The organism is Marinospirillum celere (assembly GCF_900112235.1).
GTDB lineage: Bacteria > Pseudomonadota > Gammaproteobacteria > Pseudomonadales > Halomonadaceae > Marinospirillum > Marinospirillum celere.
In genome coordinates, this window is the sequence record NZ_FOLH01000002.1 from 317652 (window position 1) to 333952 (window position 16301).

A 16301-nucleotide genomic window follows, 5' to 3' on the forward strand; every position below is an offset into this window, starting at 1 on the left:
CAAACTACCTTGCGGTGGTTTATTTTACAACTCCCCCTCTGGGCACTGCTGATTCTGCTGGTCCTTCTGGCCCTTGCTGTTCTTCTGATTCGCAGTCTTCTCCCCCACTTGGACCAGGCTCGCCCAGATCTTGAAGCCTGGTTAAGCCAGCAACTTCCTTTTCAATATCAGAGTGAAGCCATTCAAGCCTCTCTTTATCGTCTCGACCCTCGTTTGGGTATCGAGGGCATCAGCCTGTCTCGCAAGGATCAGGTGTTTATGGAATTGGAATATCTGGAAGTTGAACTCGACAGCTGGTCTTCCTTGTTGGCCTGGGCTCCCAGAATGAAGGAAGTGCAGTTGAGTAACCTGCATATCTGGTTGGAAGAAACTCCTGAGGGTTGGAAGTTACCCGGTTGGCAAACAGCAGAGTCCGAACAAGCAACTGCGACAAGAGTGGCAGCAGGTGTACAGGCTGAAGAACTCTTGGAATGGTTGGAGTTGCTGCTGGTACAGGGTGAGCTGGACTTCTCTGAACTAACGCTGCATTTAAAGCCACTGGATGCTGAACCGCTAGAGCTTTATGCCCCTCACCTGAATTATCGACGCTGGTCGGAAGGTCGCCAACTGGATTTTCAACTGGGCCTGGAAGGACGAGAAGCGCGTTCACGTCTTTTAGTCACCCTGGAGGGTGAAACCTTTAACCTACAGGAATCCAGTCTTAGGGCCTGGTTGGCTTTTAATCAGGTTAATGCTGAAGACCTGCACTTTGTGTGGCCTGCTGACTGGAAAACCTGGTTGGGTGTTCCTGAAGGGGAGCTTTCACTGCAAGCCTGGATGCAGTTGGAGGAAGGCCAAACGCAACTGGACCTGTTCAGTGAGGGAGGGCAGTTTCTTCTTGGTGATGAAACCCTAAGCTTTAACAAGCTGGCAATGAGTCTGGCTGGGCGGGAAACAGTTTGGCAAGCAGCTTTACAACTGGATGCTTTGCAATGGGCGGGGCAGGCTGTTGATGATCTGCAGGCGCAACTCAAGTTTGATCAGGGGCGTTGGCAGTTTTTGGTTGACCACTTCGCCTTGGAGCCAGCAGCGGGCATCGCCAAACAAGTATTCAGTGAATCTGAACGTCTTCAGGGGTTGTTGACAGCCTTGCAGCCCAAGGGCGATGTTAAGCAGTTGAGCCTGACTTGGGCACCACAGGAGTCCTGGAAGCTAAGCGGGTATTTAGAAAACCTGGATGCAGGCGCCTGGGCTGCTGCTCCGTCCGTAAAGCAACTGGATGCTTGGCTGGAAATGTCCGCAACCGAAGGCCGGGTGGTTTTTGCGGATCAGGCTTTTGAACTTGGGTTCCCTTACTTTTATCGTGATCCCTTCGCTCTGGCTTGGGGCCAGGGGCAGGTGAGCTGGCTGCTGGACGAAGACTCGATTTGGGTTGAAGGTCAGCAGCTGGCAGCTGAATTGCCCTTGCCTGAAGCCTCGCATGAGGAGGCGCCAACCCGCGTAACCGGTGAGTTCAGCTTGCAGCTTCTGGAGGGTGATCAACGTTTTTACCTGAACTTGGGTTTACAACCTGCTCAGGTCGCAGCACATAGCCAGCTGGTGCCTGAGTACTTGCTTCCAGGGCCTGTCTACCTCTGGCTGCAAACTGCCTTGCAGGCAGGAAAGGTTGAACAGGGTGGTTTTATTTATTCCGGCTCCCTGCAGCCTGATCGTCCTTCGGGTTTTCAACTCCATCTTGATGTTGATGCTGCCAGCTTGGCTTTTGATAACCAGTGGCCAGAGTTGGAAGACTTAGCTGGATGGGTCCGGGTAGATAACGAAGGTGTTCGTGGTGAGGTGGATCAGGGTCGCTTTTTGAATGCACAGCTGCTGCCTAGCCGTTTTACTACTCAGGCGACTCCTCAGGGACAGGCGTTAAAGGTAGACAGTCAGTTTACTGCTGGGCTGGATGCTTTTACTGATTTGATTGGCCGTAGCCCTTTGCAAGAGTGGTTACCGGAAGCTTTGCAGGCTTGGCACTATCAGGGGCGAGCTCAAGGGCAGCTGGAGTTGTTTATCCCTTTCTATGAAGCGACAGAGGGTTTACAGGTACGCCTGGATTTGGATATTGACGAGGCCGAACTAGGCATAAGCCAGGCTGATTTATTGTTTAAGCAGCTGAAGGGTGACTTGCAGTTTGATTTGGCTGAAGGGTTAAGTGCTTCCAGCCTGCAAGGGCAGCTTTGGGACGAAGACTTTACTGCAAAGATCAGTGGCGGCACGAATTTACTGGAATTCAGTGGTCAGCAGGCCATGAGCTCGGTCTTGACCTGGTTGGACTGGCCCGCTTGGCCCTGGGCCGAGGGTAAGGTGAAGCTGGATGGTCGCTTGCCGCTGAACCCTCTGGGCGAACTGCAACTGGAATCAGATCTGCAGGGACTGGCTTTGGATCTTCCCGCACCCTTTCACAAAACAGCCGAACAGCGTCGTAAGCTCAGCCTGAATTTAGGCCTGGATGCTGCTGATTTACCCTTGGAAGTGACCCTTGAGGATCGGCTACAGGTGTTAGCCGAGCTTTCCAGGCCTGAGTTGGGTATTGGTGTGGCTTTGGCCTCAGAGCAGGTGAATGCCTACTTGCCAGAAGCGTCCGGAGTGCATGTCCAACTGGATTTAGAGGCTGCAGATCTGGATGCCTATTGGCAATGGTTCCAGGAATATCGACCTGATCCACCGCAAGTGCGAGGGTCGGCAGCCAGTGAAAGGCCAGCAGTTACCCTGGGCCGTGTTCTACCTTCTGGTCTGCGTGGGCTGGATTTGAAGGTTCAACAGAGCTATTGGCAGGATAATCAACTGGGCCCCTTATCGCTTGAGTTGGCTCATCAGCCTGAAGTAAGTCTTGATGCCCAGCTCAGCCACCCTTATTTGGTTGGTGGTCTTTCCTGGCAGCAGGGCCTTCCCCTGCAGTTGGATTTATTGCGTTTGCGCCTGGCTAAAACCAGTCAAGATCAACAACAAACAACTGCTGAGGTGGATGAGCCCAGGGTGCCAGGAAGCCGTCGTCTGGAAAGAATGGCTGTTCGTCGTGAAGATCCCTGGTCGCAAGTCAGCCTGGTCTCCTGGCCTGAAATTCACTGGACTTTGGCCAGCCTGGAGAGAGGTGAGCAGCACCTGGGTCGTTGGCAAGGGCGTTTGCTGCTGGAGCCGGAAAAAGCATCTCTGGCCGATGTAGAAGCTCGCTTGGGTGAAAGTCGCCTCGAAGGAAACCTGGTCTGGTTGCTGGCTCCTGAGATGAGCAGTGAGCTGGAATTTAAGCTGGCAGGTGGCAATATTGCTCCGGCCTTGGCGGCAACCCTGGCTGGACGCTCACCACTAATCAGTAATCAGCATCAGCTGGAAGCCCGTATTCAGTGGCCGGGCTCTCCTGCGGCCTGGGATCTACCCAGGCTGGAAGGTGAGCTGGCGATGAACTTTACCAACGGCTATTTTCCAGATACTGAAGGTCCGGCTTTGGGTGCCAGTCGTTTCTTCGGTTTGATGAATCTGGATAATTTGGTTCGCCGTCTGCGTTTGGATTTTACCGATGTAACGGCTGATGGGGTCAGTTTTGATCGCCTGCAGGCCGAATATCAGCTGGAAGAGGGCTATTTGCGAACTCTGGAACCCACGCAGATGCAAAGTTCAGCAACTCGGGTGAGCTTAACTGGGAAAATCGATTTGCTGGAGGAAACTTTGGATCAGCGTCTTAGAGTGACCTTGCCAGTGGGTCAAACGCTGCCTTTAGCTGCCCTGGTTTTGGGTGCTCCCCAGGTGGGGGTAGCAATTTGGGCGGGTCAAAAAGTGCTGGCGCTGTTTTTTGATACCCGCCGTGAAGCTGTTTACGATGTTCAAGGCCCGCTACTCGACCCTGAAGTCAAACTCAGGCATCTGCGTTAACGGTCACTCAGTGACTTCACAGACTTCTCTTAGATAACGGAACAGCTTGCGCGCCTGGGCGGGGGGCTTTTCCGCATCCCTTTCTTTACGCGCATTGCGAATCAATTGTCTGAGTTTCTGGATATCACAAGCTGGCCAGCGTTCTATAAACTCGGCAACTGCACTTTCATCCTGAATGAGCCGCTCACGCCAGAGCTCCAATTGTTGGAAATGCTGGGCATAGGCTTCAGAGCTGGCATCAAAGAGATCCACTGCCGCCTGTATGGCTTGATGGTCGGCTGAACGCATCAACTTACCTATTCTTTGTAGTTGCCGCCGCCGGGCTTCATGCGACTTGATACGCTGGTGTTCTTGTAAAGCCTGGAGTAATTCTTCATTAAGAGGAACACTTTGTAGCTGCTTTTTATTTAACTCCAGTAGCTTTTTACCCAGTTCTTGCAGTTGCAGCATCTGGCGTTTGATTTCACTTTTACTGGGTGGCAGTTCCTGTTCGGAAGCCTGGAGGTCGTCATTCTTCTTCATCAAATCGAGCCTGGATTAATTCATCAAGTGCACAGAGGGCGGCTTCGGCATCATCACCTTGAGCCCTAAGGAGGAGTTGGGTTCCACAGGGTGCAGCGAGCATTAGCAGCTGCATAATATTACGGGTATTGGCAATCTTGTCACCCAAACAGAGTTCAATCTGACAGTTATATTTTTGGCTGAGATGGACCAGCCGAGTCGCAGCCCGAGCGTGCAGGCCTTTTTTGTTGATCAGGGTGACGGTCTTTTCGGGCATGGATCAGGTGTTCGTTAGCTTGGATTGAAGTTCTCGGTGACGGGTTTGCACCTCTGGGTGCTGCTGACTAAAGTATTTGCCCAGTTGCTCGGCGAGGTAAACAGAACGGTGTTGTCCGCCTGTGCAGCCGATGCATACAGAAATATAGCTGCGATTACTTTCAATAAAGCGGGGTAGCCAGCGCTGGATAAAATTTTTGATGTCTTCAAACATTTCTTCCGGGCGGCTGCTTTGTTTAAAAAAGTCTGCAACTTCCGGGTCTAACCCCGTTAAGCCGCGCAGCCTGATATCCCAGAAGGGGTTGGGAAGGCAGCGGACATCGAAAACCAGGTCGGCATCCAGGGGCACGCCTTTTTTAAAGCCAAAAGATTGAAAGAGTAGCGTGGTTGGCTGGCTGGCTTCTTTGGCGACTTCCCGGGCAATGGTTGAGCGTAATTCATGCACGGACAACCGGGTGGTATCCAGGGTCAGCTGAGCCAGGTTGGCCAGAGGGTCTAGCAGTTCTTGTTCGCGGTCGATGGCTTCACTCAGGGAAAGCTCACCTTCACGGGTCAGCGGGTGACGTCTGCGCGTTGATGAAAAGCGTTCAAGCAGCGTCTTGGCATTGGCATTCAGGTAGACGACATTAACTTCCACGCCTTCAGCAGTCAGTTCCTGCATAATGGTCGGGAAGTGGTCCAGGTCACGCGACAGGTTGCGTGCATCAATGCTGACAGCAACCCGGCTGAGGTTGGATTGCACCCTGGCTTGTTCTGCCAGGGGAATCAAGAGCCCGGCGGGGAGGTTGTCAATGGCATAGTAGCCCAGGTCTTCCAGGGCATGAAGGGCGGCACTCTTGCCTGACCCTGAGCGTCCGCTGATGATGACCAGTTGCATGGGCGCCTCCTTGGTTGTCAGGCTAGGTGTATTCAATCAGCTGGGCGTTTTCTGGGTAGTCAGCAGTTGGTAAAGTTCTTCCGGCTGATCTGTTTTGCGCAGGGATTTACGGACGTCATCCTGAGCAAAGGTTTCAGCCAAGTTGGCCAGGGTTTGCAGATGAGCTTCGTTGGCTTCTTCAGGGACTAACAGCAAAAAGATAAGATCAACTGGCTGCCCGTCAATGGCGTCAAAGTCTATCTTGTCTCTGAGGCGAATAAAGGTACCTATTGCCTCCTTGCAGTGGCTGATACGGCAATGGGGGAGGGCAACGCCTTCCCCTATCCCTGTACTGCCCAGCTTTTCTCTGGCAATCAGTCTTGAAAAGACTTCTTCACTGTCCAGCGCAGGAATCTGCTGGGCAATGAATTTGCTGAAGTATTCCAAAACACGTTTTTTGCTGCCCCCGGGAACCCCGTAAAGGGTTCGCTCAAGGGTCAGGATTTCATTAATTTGCATGATGGCCGGGCAGTTGCGCTTTAATTAGTGGGTTGCACCCTGTTGGCGGGCCTGATTTTTTTCTTTGTGCTTGATCAGTTGGCGATCAAGTTTATCGATCAACTGGTCGATGGCGGAGTACATGTCTTCAGTTTCACCGCTGCCATGAATTTCACCACCAGATACTTTGAGAGTGGCTTCGGCAATTTGACGTAACTTGTCGACAGTTAGAGTCACCTGAACATTGGTGATTTGATCAAAATGACGCTCCAGCTTAGCAAACTTGGTTTCGACGTAGTCGCGCAGGGCGTCTGTTAGTTCTACGTGATGGCCAGTAATGTTCAGTTGCATAGTAGACTCCTTTTAATGAGTGTGCACTTTCATTGTAACGCTTTTTGTCTTAAAGCAAAGCCCTGAAATGCCTAGCATAGAAACATAATTCCCTTGACAAAATGAGCCTTTAGCGTAAGCGCTTTCTTTCGCTGGAAGGAGGGATGCCCATGGCTTCCCGATACTTGGCAACAGTACGCCTGGCGATCTGAATGCCGGCATCGGCCAAAAGGTCCGCCAGCTTGCTATCAGAGAGGGGTTTTTTGGGTGGCTCACTGGAAAGATGCTTCTTGATCATAGCGCGAATGGCGGTCGAAGAAGCTTCGCCTCCCTCGGCTGTGGAGACATGGCTGGAAAAGAAGTATTTCAGCTCAAAAATGCCTCTGGGCGTATGAATGTATTTTTGTGTAGTCGCCCGGGAAACGGTGGATTCATGCATCTCTATGGCGTTGGCGATATCAGCTAGAACCATTGGCTTCATGAATTCTTCGCCCTTTTCCAGAAAGTCCTGCTGAACTTCAACAATCTTACTGCCAACCTTGAGGAGGGTTTCACAGCGGCTTTGTAGGCTTTTGATCAACCACTGGGCTTCCTTGTAGTGATCTTTAAGATAACGGTTGGTTTCACTGCTATCTGCCCGGCGGATAAGTTCAGCGTATTGGGGCTGTACCCTGAGTTTGGGAAGAGTTTCGGGGTTGAGTTCAACCCGCCAGCCTTGTTTGGTGCGGGTGACCAGCAGATCAGGGATGACATAGCTGGAAGCTTCACTTTCAATACTACTGCCGGGCCTGGGGTTGAGTTGCTGGATCAGGGTGATGATGTTGTGGAGGTCGTCTTCATGGCGCAGTTTTAAGCGGCGCATCAAAAAGCGGTAATCTCTGGCGGCCAGGACTTCCAGGTATTGGTCAACCAGGCGTCGGGCACTGGCCAGCTGTGGAGTGCTTTCAGGAAGTTGTTCCAGTTGCAGGAGCAGGCACTCACGAAGATCTCTGGCACCCACGCCGGGGGGATCAAAACGCTGGATCAGTTTGAGGATAGCGATCACTTCCTCGCAGGTCAGGTCAGCAAAACGGTCATCCTGCTGTTGCAGGGAGTCGCAAATGACCTGAGGGTCTTCACTGAGATAGCCTTCGGCATTGATGCTGTCAATCAGGGTTTCCCCAATGATTCTATCTCTTTCATTGTGCAGGCTCAGGTTTAGCTGCCAGAGCAGGTGATCGATCAGGCTGTTGCTGGAAGTGTCACGCTCAAAGTAGTCGTGATTATCCTGATTACCTGCGGGAGGGCTATAGTCATGGCTGTAGATATCATCCCACCCAGTATCGACAGGCAGTTCTTCAGGCAGGCGCTGCTCTTCCCACTGATTCATTTCCGAGGTGGCTGCTTCCTGCTGGGCTTCGGCTTTGCTGGCTTCCCGGGTGGAGGTGTCGAAAGGGTCAGGTTCGGCTGCCAGAGGTGTCTGGTCAGTTTCTTCCAGTTCGAGCAAGGGGTTGGATTCCAGCGCCTGCTGAATTTCCTGTTGAAGGTCCAAAGTCGATAGTTGCAGCAAATAAATAGCCTGCTGCAGCTGGGGAGTAATAACGAGATTCTGGGATACATTCAGCCCAAGGCTGGGTTTCATCGACATACACTTGTAACCGCTTGTTTTACTGCCAGAAAATGTTGGCTAACAGTTTTATGTGTTTTTCATGCTGATACTTGTTTTTGGATCAGCAAATACTGTGCCATTAGATGTTAACCCTTTATATCTTAAATTGCTCGCCCAGGTAAACCCTTCTGACGTCCGGATTGGCCAGAATGGCTTCGGCATCGCCTTGGGCAATAATGCTACCTTCACTGACAATGTAGGCTCTCTCACAAATTTCCAGGGTTTCACGAACATTGTGGTCAGTGATCAGAACACCGATATTACGTGCCTGAAGCTGTCTGATAATACCCATGATTTCAGCAACTGAGATGGGGTCCACCCCGGCAAAGGGTTCATCAAGCAGAATAAAGTCAGGCTCATTGGCCAGGGCTCGGGCAATTTCAACGCGTCGTCTTTCGCCACCGGAAAGACTCATGCCTTTGTTGTTACGAATATGGGTGATGGAAAACTCTTCAAGCAGTTGGTTGAGAATTTCCTTGCGCCTTGTTTTGCTGAGTTCTTTACGCAGCTCAAGGATAGCTAGGATGTTTTCTTCCACGGTCAGCTTACGAAAAACTGAAGCTTCCTGGGGCAGGTAGCCCAAACCTGCATGAGCCCTGCCATGCATGGGGAGCTGGGTAATATCCTGCTGATCCAGAGTGATTTGACCGGCATCAGCCTTAACTAGGCCAACAATCATATAGAAGGAGGTGGTTTTGCCAGCTCCATTGGGACCCAGCAGGCCAACTATTTCTCCTTGTGAGACTTCCAGGGAGATATCCTTGACCACTTTGCGGCCCTTGTAGCTCTTTTGCAATTGGCGGGCAGCCAGGGTTTTAGCCATGATCAGTTTCCATTACTGCGTTTGGGGGTAAGAATGACCTCTATTCTTGACTCCCCGGTTTCAGCCTGCTCGGCTTCCAGATCCTGGGTGGTCAGGTTGTAGGTCAAGCGGTGGCCCCGAAAGCTGTCTTCACCCTGGACCAGTCTGGCTTGTCCGATGAGAATGATTTTGTCTTCAGCCGGATGATAATCAATACTTTCCGCCCAGGCTTCAACCTCTGGCTCATCGAGATTGGGTAGGTCTCTCATGTAGGCCAGCTCTCCACCTGCTTCTGCCAGGGCGCGGGTCAACTCACCATTAGTGCCCCGGTAGAGGGTCAGGGTTGCTGCTTCCAGGCGCAACTCACCTTGGGTGGCAACAACGTCACCGCTGTAGACGCCTTGCTGGCGCTGATTGTGCCATTCCATCCGCTGGGCATTAACCTGTACTGGCTTCTCTCTGTCTTCGGGCAGGGCGAAGGTAGCAGGGCTCATCAGGGTTATCAATAACAGGCCCGCCAGAATCCGGATAGGCTTTGCAAAAGACAATGAAGGCATCATGGTTGTTCCTGGGTATTGCGGCTAGTGAATTCAGTCAGATATTCACTACTGACCTGTTCGAGAATTTCAATTTGGCCGGTAGCCAGTTGAGCGAAGAGTCCCAGCCCCTGAGTGAGTCCACCCTGGCTGCTGAAGCTGACTGGGTCCGGGGTTCTGGCCGTTTCTGTTTGCGTGTCCAGCCATAAGCGCTGAGTGGCAAATTCGGGGGTATAGGCAGAATCTGGATTGATGGGCGTCAGGCGTACATTTTCTTGCAGGTAGATTTCGTTATCTTCACGAATTTCACCTTCAAGAGCACTGAGTATCCACAGTTGGCCATCTTCAGACCAGTGGTGAACTCTGGGCAGGTCCACCGTTGTTAGCTGGGTGTTCGGGTAGTGAGTGACCACCTTGCCTTCCAGGGTCTGATGATGCCTTCCCTGAGCGTTGTAGCGCTTTAGGGTGGCATCTTCCAGATAGTAGTCGGGTTCACCATGAACCTGGGGCAGCTGGGCCCGGGGAGGGCTCTGTGAAAAGTCCTGCAACCAAACAATCCAGCCTCCCAAAAGTGCCAAAGCAACCAGGCCGCCGATTTTACGGTGGCTGGGTTGATTGAGCAGGCGTTGCAAGGAGGCAGTGACGGCTTTCATTGCTGATTGAAAAGATAATGGTTGATACAGGCCTGCCAGGTGCCCTGAGCCTGCATGATCATGTCGGTTAGCTCCCGGACAGCCCCCTGGCCTCCAGGCCGGCGGGTTGTGTAGTCACTATGGTTTTGAATGTACTCAGGTGCATTGGCGACACTGGCACCAAATCCAGCACGACGGATGGCGGCCAGGTCAGGAAGATCATCACCACAGTAAGCGACTTGTTCCCAGCTATAGCCCAGTTTGTTGACCAGCTCAGTTAACGCTTTGAGTTTGTCTTCGCGCGCCTGCATGACCCAATTGATTTTCAACGCAGCCGCACGCTGGCTGACAATGGAAGAGTCCCGGCCGGTGATAATAGCTAATTCAACACCGCTGGCTTGCAGAAGCTTCAGGCCTTGACCATCTTGGGTGTTAAAGCTTTTGGTTTCACCACCATCAGCATGGAAGTAAAGGCTTCCATCCGTCAGAACTCCGTCAACATCCAGGGCCAGCAAGCGTAGGGGGCGAAGTTTGTCCAGCAGGGTATTGGATAAATCCATAATAGCGTTTACCAGTTAAATGACACCTGCTTTAAGCAGGTCATGCATGTTGAGGGCACCTACCACTTCACCTTGGGCATTGGTTACGGGCAGGGCATTGATTTGGTTTTCTTCCATTAAATGCACAGCTTCTGCAGCCAGGAGCTCCGGGGCGATGGTTTTGCCACCGGGTGTCATCACCTGAGTGACCTGCAGCTGATGGAAATCCATTTGCTGGTCCAGGGTACGGCGCAGATCGCCATCGGTATAGACTCCCAGTAATTTTTTCTGCTCATCCAAAATACAAGTGAAGCCCAAGCCTTTATGGGTCATTTCCAATAGCGCCTCGCGTAGACTGGCTGTATTAGTGACCCAGGGGATTTGGCTGTCCTTATGCATAATATCGCCTACCCGGAGTAGGAGTTTGCGGCCTAGGCTACCACCTGGATGCGAACGTGCAAAATCATCCGGACCAAAACCTCTGGCTTCCAACAAGGCTATGGCCAAGGCATCACCTAAAGCCAGAGCTGCCGTTGTACTGGAGGTGGGGGCCAGATTCAAGGGACAGGCTTCACGGCTGATGCTGGCATTGAGGTGAACACTGGCCTCACGGGCTAAAGTAGAGTTAGGTGCTCCAGTAATGCTGACTACTGGAATGCCCAGGCGAACCAATTGCGGGAGCAGGGAGGTTACTTCCTGAGTTTCACCGGAATTGGAAAGCGCCAGGACCAGGTCACTACGGGTTACCATGCCCAGATCACCATGACTGGCTTCTCCTGGGTGCATAAAGAAAGCCGGTGTGCCTGTGCTAGCGAGCGTGGCTGCTATCTTGTTGGCAATGTGACCTGACTTGCCCATGCCGGTGACAACAACGCGACCTGAGCACTTGAGAATCAGTTCACAGGCTTGGCTGAAACCAGTGTCCAGATGGCGGCTGATTTCCTCTAAAGCGGCAATTTCTAATTGCAGGGTGCGCTGGGCGCTGGCCAGATGATCGGTGACAGTCATAAGGTGGCTTGGAAACTCCACTTAAAATTCGAAAGGTCTAGGGTAAAGGCGGACTTGTGTTGGCGCCAGCTAGTCTTTAGATTATACCCTCTTTTAGCTTCCGTTCGTAGTTGGTACTCATGACCGAAAATCTTGCCGTAGTAGAAGATCTGCACTTTTCACGCGCGGCGACTCCTATATTTTCTGGAGTTAATCTGCGGGTCAGGCGTGGCCAGATCACGGCTGTGATGGGCCCCAGTGGCACAGGTAAAACCACTCTGCTTAAATTGCTGGGTGGTCAGTTGCAGCCTGCTTCCGGCAAGATCAGTGTTTTTGATCAGGAAGTGGCCCGCCTGGAACGCAGTGCCTTGTTTAAGTTACGCAGCCGTATGGGCATGTTGTTTCAGTCAGGGGCGCTTTTTACGGATATGAGTGTTTATGAAAATGTGGCCTTTCCTCTGCGAGTGCATACTGACTTACCGGAAACCATGGTCCGGGACCTGGTTCTGATCAAGCTGGAAGCCGTGGGCCTGCGTGGGGCAAGAGACTTGATGCCTGCCGAGCTTTCCGGGGGGATGACCAGGCGGGTAGCCTTGGCCAGAGCCATCGCTCTGGACCCTGAACTCTTGATGTATGATGAACCCTTTGTAGGCCAGGATCCCATCTCTATGGGCGTGCTGGTTCAGTTGATTAAACGTTTGAACCAGGTGCTGGGTTTGACGTCCATTATTGTTTCCCATGATATAGGTGAAACCCTGTCGATTGCAGATTATGCCTATATTCTTTCGGGCGGTCGGGTGATTGCCGAAGGTACACCAGCAGAACTGGAAGCCAGCAAGCAAGCAGAGGTGCGCCAGTTCGTTGGTGGCTTGCCCGATGGCCCTGTACCTTTTCACTACCCGGCAGCAGATTTTTCAGAAGATCTTTTTGGCATTGCTAAGGAAGCGGATCATGCTTGACTTGCTGGCAGGCTTGGGAAGGAAGCAGTTGGATATTCTGGCTGCCTTGGGGCGATCCGGGATTTTTATCTTCCAATCACTGGTGGGTTGGCCCAAGTCAACCGAAGCCCTGAGTTTATGGGTGCGACAGGTTTATTCTATCGGTGTTCTGTCGCTGATTATTATTGTAGTTTCCGGGCTCTTTATCGGGATGGTGCTGGCACTTCAGGGTTATACCATTCTGGTTGATTTTGGTGCTGAACAGGCTTTGGGTCAGATGGTTGCCTTAAGTTTGACTCGCGAGCTGGCTCCTGTTGTTGCCGCTCTGCTGTTTGCAGGTCGGGCAGGTTCAGCTCTGACCGCTGAAATTGGCTTGATGAAAGCCACTGAACAGCTTTCCAGTATGGAAATGATCGGTGTTGATCCGCTCAAGCGGATTGTTGCTCCAAGATTGTTGGCCGGTTTTTTTGCGTTGCCTTTGCTAACCCTGGTTTTTGCCATGGTTGGTGTTGGTGGTGGCTGGTTAGTGGGTGTTGACTGGCTGGGTGTTGATGGTGGCGCTTTTTGGAGCAACATGCAGTCTGCGGTTGGTTTTCAGCAGGATGTCATTAACGGGGTTATTAAGAGTCTGGTGTTTGCTCTGGCAGTAACCTGGATAGCGGTTTTTCAGGGCTATGATCTGGTGCCGACTTCCGAAGGTATCAGCAGGGCAACCACAAAAACGGTTGTTTACTCATCACTGGTCATCTTGGGTCTGGACTTTATCCTGACTGCCTTGATGTTCAGCAATATTTGAAGGGAGTAGATGGATGCCTAAGCAGCGCTGGGTCGAGATTTCTGTAGGCGGTTTTATGCTACTGGGGATTCTGGCTCTGGTTTTTATGGCTTTGAAAGTGAGCGGTTTGACTATGAATGCCGATCGAAACAGCTTTCAGGTTGAAGCCTATTTTGGTGATATTGGTGGCTTAAAGCCAAGATCCAAGGTCACACTAGCCGGAGTAACCGTGGGTCGGGTTGCCGCTATCGAGCTGGATGAAGAATGGTTTGAAGCCAGGGTTGTTCTGGAAATGAATTCCAGTCTCCAGGGTAAACTCAGCAAGGATACGGCTGCCGCCATCCAAACAGCCGGCCTCTTGGGTGATAACTATATCAGCCTGACTCCAGGAATCGAAGACGAGATGCTGGGCCCTGGAGACACGCTGCGGGATACCCAGTCGGCACTTATTTTGGAACAGCTGATCAATCAGTTTATTACCAACTCCTCGAGGGATTAACTATGTTTAAACCCGCGTACTTGTTACTGCTGCTTTGCTTTTTGGTCGTGCCTGCGCAGGCGGGAACTTCAGCTTCCCATCAGGTGGTTGAAGCCGGTATCGAAGCTTTAACCAAAGCTTTTGAAGAAAATCGCGGCAGTTTTGAAGAAGACCCGGACATTCTTTACAAAGCTCTCTCGGACGCAATGGAGCCCTATGTGGATTTTCGCTACATCAGCGCCCGGGTTATGGGCGGGCGTTATTTTCGGGCGGCCTCACCTGAACAGCGCTCACGTTTTGCCCGGGTTTTTCAGAAAACGCTGGTTAGGACCTTTGGTCAGGGCTTGATGAATTTTGATTACCGCGAATTTGATTTGCAGTTTCGGGAAACAGCCAGTCGTCATGAAGACCAGGATAATGTGGAGTTGGAAGTCGTCGCTCAAGACGGGCAGCGTTATCCGGTTGTCTTTACACTTCGCAAGAGTAACGACGAGTGGAAGGTGATCAACCTGATCGTCAATGGCGTCAACCTGGGTTTGACCTTCAATAGCCAGTTTGACCGGGCCATGCGTGAGCATCGCAGAGACTTTGATCGTGTTATTGACCAGTGGTCACCGGATGCAGCTCTGGAAGAAATTCAGGAAGAAGCCGAATCATGAAGGCTTCACCTGAGCTCTTGAACCCTGAGCCTGGGAAATGGGTTCTACAGGGCCAAGTGGGCTTTGAAAACGCTGAGTCCCTGGCCGCAGCTTTGGATATCGAAGGTGTGCAAAGCTGCAGTATCGACCTTCAAGAAGCAAACGGGGGCGTGGCCCTCTTGTTGGTTTTGCTCTCCTGGTGCCGCCAGGCCAGAGCGGCCCAGCGGCCTTTGCGCTTTTTAAACGCCAGTGACTCTCTGCTGCGTCTGGTTGTTCTTAGTGACCTGGAATCCCTGCTACCCTTCGAACAGAATGGTAAGCCAGCTGAATTCAAGGTGTCCCTGGACACCTGATTTCGGTTATCATGCCAGCCAATTTTTAGAATCCGCATCCCCAGAGGATGCTTACTTCATGAGGAAAGTCCATGCAAGCAAATGAACTGAAAGCGCTTCTGGAAAGCCGTTTGCCCCAGTGTGAATTTATTGTCCAGGGTGATGATGGCCAGCATTTCCAGGTCATTGCCATTAGCGACGCCTTTACTGAACTCAAAACACCGGTTAAAAAACAGCAGTTGGTCATGAGCCAGCTGAGTGAAGAAATTGCCAGCAATCAGGTTCATGCTGTTGCACTGAAAACCTATACGCCTGATGAATGGGCGAAGGTCAAAGACTTGCAAGTAGGGTAAGGCCAAAACGCATGGATAAATTGATTATTCAAGGGGGCATTCCTCTTGATGGAGAAGTGTGGATTTCTGGTGCCAAAAATTCCGCGCTTCCCATACTGGCCGCTAGTTTGTTGGTTAAAGGGCCGGTATCCATCGGCAATCTGCCACACCTGCACGACATTACCACCATGATTGAACTCCTGGGTGGTATGGGCGTGCGCGCAGTCATTGACGAAAAAATGTCTTTGGAACTGGATGCGGGTCATCTGAAGAACTGCGTTGCCCCCTATGATCTGGTGAAAACCATGCGGGCATCCATTTTGGTACTGGGCCCCTTGATGGCCTGTTATGGCAAGGCTGAGGTTTCCCTGCCCGGAGGCTGTGCAATAGGTAGCCGCCCCGTCAACCTGCACATCAATGGCCTGCGTCAGATGGGTGCTGAAATTCGGGTTGAAGAGGGCTATATCCGTGGCAAGGTTGAAGGTCGCCTTAAAGGTGCCCGCATCGTTTTTGATACGGTGACGGTGACAGGTACTGAAAATCTAATGATGGCAGCGACCCTGGCCGAAGGCAAAACCCTGCTGGAAAATGCTGCCCGTGAACCTGAAGTGGTTGATCTGGCTGAGTTTCTTAATGCCATGGGAGCCAAGATCAGCGGTCATGGTACAGATACTATTACCATTGAGGGGGTCGAGAGCCTCAAGGGTTGCCATTATGATGTCATTTCAGACCGGATAGAAGCAGGTACTTTTTTGGTCGCTGCTGCTGCTGCCCGAGGCCGGGTCCGAGTCAAACGCACGCGCCCGGATATTCTTGATGCAGTACTTGCCAAGCTTGAAGAGGCCGGTGCTAGCATCTCCTCAGGGCCTGACTGGATAGAACTGGATATGCAGGGGCGACAGCCCAAAGCGGTGAGCATCAAGACCTCACCCTATCCAGGCTTCCCAACCGATATGCAGGCTCAATTTATGGCCATGAATGCGGTTGCAGAGGGGACAGGAACGGTCATAGAAACCATTTTTGAAAACCGTTTTATGCATGTTCAGGAAATGCATCGCATGGGTGCAGATATCCAGGTTGAAGGTAATACCGCGATTATTAAAGGAGTGGAGGGCTTAACGGCTGCTCCTGTCATGGCCACTGACTTAAGAGCCTCGGCCAGTTTGGTGATAGCGGCCCTGGTTGCGGAAGGCGAGACCCTGGTTGATCGTATTTACCATATCGACCGTGGCTATGAATGTATTGAAGAAAAACTCATGCTTCTTGGCGCCAAAATAAGACGGGTCGCCGACTGAACAAAAAACAGAGATTC

Annotated in this window: 19 protein-coding genes; 8 read left to right on the forward strand and 11 right to left on the reverse strand. The window is 51.8% G+C overall.

What is annotated here, in order from left to right; genetic code table 11:
* Positions 1-9: 9 nt before the first annotated feature.
* On the forward strand, positions 10-3891 hold the full coding sequence (locus tag BM185_RS06055; RefSeq protein WP_177203488.1) for a YhdP family phospholipid transporter: 3882 nt from the start codon (positions 10-12) through the stop codon (positions 3889-3891).
* A 3-nt stretch (positions 3892-3894) separates the two neighbouring features.
* Here the strand turns inward: BM185_RS06055 and yjgA are convergent, their stop codons facing one another.
* The 11 genes from yjgA to BM185_RS06110 all read right to left on the reverse strand — a co-directional run bounded on the left by yjgA (position 3895) and on the right by BM185_RS06110 (position 11517).
* Positions 3895-4413: a ribosome biogenesis factor YjgA gene (yjgA, locus tag BM185_RS06060; protein ID WP_091960777.1), complete on the reverse strand. Its 519-nt coding sequence runs from the start codon at positions 4411-4413 to the stop codon at positions 3895-3897.
* Positions 4400-4669: an HPr family phosphocarrier protein gene (locus BM185_RS06065; protein WP_091960780.1), complete on the reverse strand. Its 270-nt coding sequence runs from the start codon at positions 4667-4669 to the stop codon at positions 4400-4402. The genes yjgA and BM185_RS06065 overlap by 14 nt, the downstream gene beginning before the upstream one ends.
* 3 nt (positions 4670-4672) lie before the next feature.
* Positions 4673-5545, reverse strand: coding sequence for an RNase adapter RapZ (gene rapZ / locus BM185_RS06070; RefSeq protein WP_091960783.1), 873 nt, complete (start codon positions 5543-5545; stop codon positions 4673-4675).
* A 36-nt stretch (positions 5546-5581) separates the two neighbouring features.
* Positions 5582-6043 (reverse strand): PTS IIA-like nitrogen regulatory protein PtsN, encoded by a 462-nt coding sequence (ptsN, locus tag BM185_RS06075; protein ID WP_091960786.1) that lies wholly within the window; start codon positions 6041-6043, stop codon positions 5582-5584.
* Between the two features lie 24 nt (positions 6044-6067).
* A complete protein-coding gene (gene hpf, locus BM185_RS06080; protein ID WP_091960788.1) occupies positions 6068-6373 on the reverse strand; it encodes a ribosome hibernation promoting factor in 306 nt (101 codons plus the stop codon).
* Positions 6374-6482: 109 nt separating this feature from the next.
* On the reverse strand, positions 6483-7973 hold the full coding sequence (locus BM185_RS06085) for an RNA polymerase factor sigma-54 (protein WP_091960791.1): 1491 nt from the start codon (positions 7971-7973) through the stop codon (positions 6483-6485).
* Between the two features lie 121 nt (positions 7974-8094).
* On the reverse strand, positions 8095-8823 hold the full coding sequence (lptB, locus tag BM185_RS06090) for an LPS export ABC transporter ATP-binding protein (RefSeq protein WP_091960794.1): 729 nt from the start codon (positions 8821-8823) through the stop codon (positions 8095-8097).
* A gap of 2 nt (positions 8824-8825) precedes the next feature.
* Positions 8826-9362 carry a lipopolysaccharide transport periplasmic protein LptA gene (gene lptA, locus BM185_RS06095; RefSeq protein ID WP_091960797.1) on the reverse strand — a complete coding sequence of 179 codons (537 nt, stop codon included), beginning with the start codon at positions 9360-9362 and terminating at the stop codon, positions 8826-8828.
* Complete coding sequence (gene lptC, locus BM185_RS06100; RefSeq protein ID WP_091960799.1) at positions 9359-9991, reverse strand: LPS export ABC transporter periplasmic protein LptC; 633 nt, start codon at positions 9989-9991, stop codon at positions 9359-9361. The genes lptA and lptC overlap by 4 nt, the downstream gene beginning before the upstream one ends.
* Positions 9988-10530, reverse strand: coding sequence for a KdsC family phosphatase (locus BM185_RS06105; protein WP_091960801.1), 543 nt, complete (start codon positions 10528-10530; stop codon positions 9988-9990). Before BM185_RS06105 ends, lptC begins: the two co-directional genes overlap by 4 nt.
* Before the next feature lie 15 nt (positions 10531-10545).
* A complete protein-coding gene (locus tag BM185_RS06110) occupies positions 10546-11517 on the reverse strand; it encodes a KpsF/GutQ family sugar-phosphate isomerase (RefSeq protein ID WP_091960803.1) in 972 nt (323 codons plus the stop codon).
* A 119-nt stretch (positions 11518-11636) separates the two neighbouring features.
* Here BM185_RS06110 and BM185_RS06115 point away from each other — a divergent pair, with 119 nt between their 5' ends.
* From BM185_RS06115 to murA, 7 genes are all read left to right on the forward strand, one after another.
* Positions 11637-12455: an ATP-binding cassette domain-containing protein gene (locus BM185_RS06115; RefSeq protein WP_091960806.1), complete on the forward strand. Its 819-nt coding sequence runs from the start codon at positions 11637-11639 to the stop codon at positions 12453-12455.
* Complete coding sequence (gene mlaE, locus BM185_RS06120) at positions 12448-13230, forward strand: lipid asymmetry maintenance ABC transporter permease subunit MlaE (protein WP_091960809.1); 783 nt, start codon at positions 12448-12450, stop codon at positions 13228-13230. The genes BM185_RS06115 and mlaE overlap by 8 nt, the downstream gene beginning before the upstream one ends.
* A 13-nt stretch (positions 13231-13243) precedes the next feature.
* Positions 13244-13708 carry an outer membrane lipid asymmetry maintenance protein MlaD gene (gene mlaD, locus BM185_RS06125; protein WP_091960812.1) on the forward strand — a complete coding sequence of 155 codons (465 nt, stop codon included), beginning with the start codon at positions 13244-13246 and terminating at the stop codon, positions 13706-13708.
* 2 nt (positions 13709-13710) lie between these two features.
* Entirely contained in the window at positions 13711-14346 is a 636-nt protein-coding gene (locus BM185_RS06130) for an MlaC/ttg2D family ABC transporter substrate-binding protein (protein ID WP_091960815.1), read from the forward strand.
* On the forward strand, positions 14343-14678 hold the full coding sequence (locus BM185_RS06135) for an STAS domain-containing protein (protein ID WP_091960818.1): 336 nt from the start codon (positions 14343-14345) through the stop codon (positions 14676-14678). Before BM185_RS06130 ends, BM185_RS06135 begins: the two co-directional genes overlap by 4 nt.
* A gap of 71 nt (positions 14679-14749) precedes the next feature.
* Complete coding sequence (locus tag BM185_RS06140; protein WP_091960821.1) at positions 14750-15010, forward strand: BolA family protein; 261 nt, start codon at positions 14750-14752, stop codon at positions 15008-15010.
* An 11-nt stretch (positions 15011-15021) separates the two neighbouring features.
* On the forward strand, positions 15022-16284 hold the full coding sequence (gene murA, locus BM185_RS06145; protein WP_091960824.1) for a UDP-N-acetylglucosamine 1-carboxyvinyltransferase: 1263 nt from the start codon (positions 15022-15024) through the stop codon (positions 16282-16284).
* Positions 16285-16301 lie beyond the last annotated feature (17 nt).